Raw genomic sequence first — 1,879 nt, forward strand, 5'->3', positions numbered from 1 at the left:
TAGGATCTGCCTCAGCTAGCTGTTTCAGCCGTTCTATGGCAAAGAAAATCTGAATATATGCGGGCTTCTCCACCCACATGGTTCCATCGTTGTCCAGAATGGCAATTCGTTCGGTCTCTGGCACAAAATCAGCGCTCTCAGGATTTGTGACAGCATTAACGTAATTAAGGATTGCTTTCTTAGCTGGTGTTTCGTTCCATAATGAGAGAATTTCGGACATTGTTGATTCCTCTTAATTTACTTCAGATAAAATCAAAAAATCCCATCCACAAAAGACGGTAGGGTAATGTTTTGGTGAGCTCTTTCCAGGTAAGGCAAAGACGACCCATATATTTGATATTTCACGTGTGGACGCCTGTGATACGGTTTCTGTTCAGCATTATGCACGAAGACCATATTCGTAGTAATCAATAATGAAAATAATCAGCATTGAGTGTGGCAGAAAAATAAGTCAGGAATAGTAGTCGCAAACAATTACTTGAATCTGGTTTTTATTAGCATATATCTTCAATTGAGTTCTCACACTCAAGTCCTGTATCGGGCGACATTCATCAGTTATATTTAAAAGGCTTAAGTGAATTTTTTTGGCAAAATCTCAGATCAGAATCGAGGCATCAGCCCATATAGCATTATTTCTGACATCAAATCCATATTTGTATTTCTAGATATATTATATTTGTCTGAGAATAATACCCTAATGGATAATTTTGAACCATCTTTCATTAAACGATTTCAAAAAATGAGAAAATAGGAGGTGAAAAAGATGATTGTTATCACGAACGACACAACTTTGCTGCTGGCTAAATTCCTTTTCGCTTATTTGGGACATCGAAGATTGTTTTAATACACCCTGGAGTTACAAAGAATAATAAACGGGATGTCTTGGTTTGAAAGTAAAATAAAAATCAAATTGCGTGAGGCAACACCAATCTGAACAGGTTGTCCGACAATTCAAATTCAGGGCAAAAAAAATGTGAAAAATAAGGCATATAAAGCCCTTAAATTGAAAAATAAGGAATTTGATTATTACGAGTAGTAATTGTCGGACATCCTGTAAAGGATAGGGCATGCTTCGGGCTGCCTGTCCGGTTTCTGGGGAATAGTTAAGTATCTATTTACAAGACTTTCTTAGTGCAGAGTTGCATTACCAACTTCTGTAACCGTGATGCTAAGAAACCTCACTTTACAAAGAAGCAACGGTACAGAGGTTTAAACGAAACCTAAAAGATTCGAGGGTTCACTTTATCCTCTACATGAAGGACAGGGTATTCATGACCTTCTGCGCTTCCGATGTACTGAAGAGGGTCGCTACAATAGTGCGTTTAAGCAAACCAAGATGTAACAAGTTGGCTCTTCGCGATTTCAGGTGGATAAATCAGTTTAAGTTTACCTAATTTTGATGAATCATATCTTTTGATGGATTATATCAATAAAATAGAATATGTTTCCAAAGCCTTTTGCACTTCTTTTTTGTACTGTACAATACTAAATTCGCAAATGTCCGAGGCAAATTATTGCTGGGTTGGTACGCAGGGGTTACCCAGTTCCGGAAGTATGATAATTATGAGAGTTATGGCTCTGGAAGATGCTTTTGCCCGTGCAGGGTGCAATGATCCCTGTCACTGCGGCAGTGGACTAAAATTCAAACGCTGTGATGGCGCAAGAAAAAATAACGTGAACGAGGAGACGAGAAGTAGGTAAAGCAAAGGGTTCAGATGTAGTCTGGATCAGTTATGCAATTGTGAGAAAAAAACGGGGTATAGCGAAGAAAAAAAATTTAAATTTATCTATCAAACTTCGGAAGGCTGCTTTAAATTGCCGACCGAGATATCAACCATTCAATTTGGGGGTTAAGAATGGAAGAAAAGAAACCAAATAT

At 37.9% G+C, this 1,879-nt stretch carries 1 protein-coding gene; it reads right to left on the reverse strand.

The annotated features are described in order from the left end of the window. On the reverse strand, nucleotides 1-220 hold a 220-nt coding region (locus ABFC84_01530), incomplete at its 3' end, for a hypothetical protein (GenBank protein ID MEN6411426.1). Between the last annotated feature and the right edge of the window lie 1,659 nt (nucleotides 221-1,879).

Source organism: Veillonellales bacterium (assembly GCA_039680175.1).
In the GTDB taxonomy this organism is placed as follows: domain Bacteria; phylum Bacillota; class Negativicutes; order JAAYSF01; family JAAYSF01; genus JBDKTO01.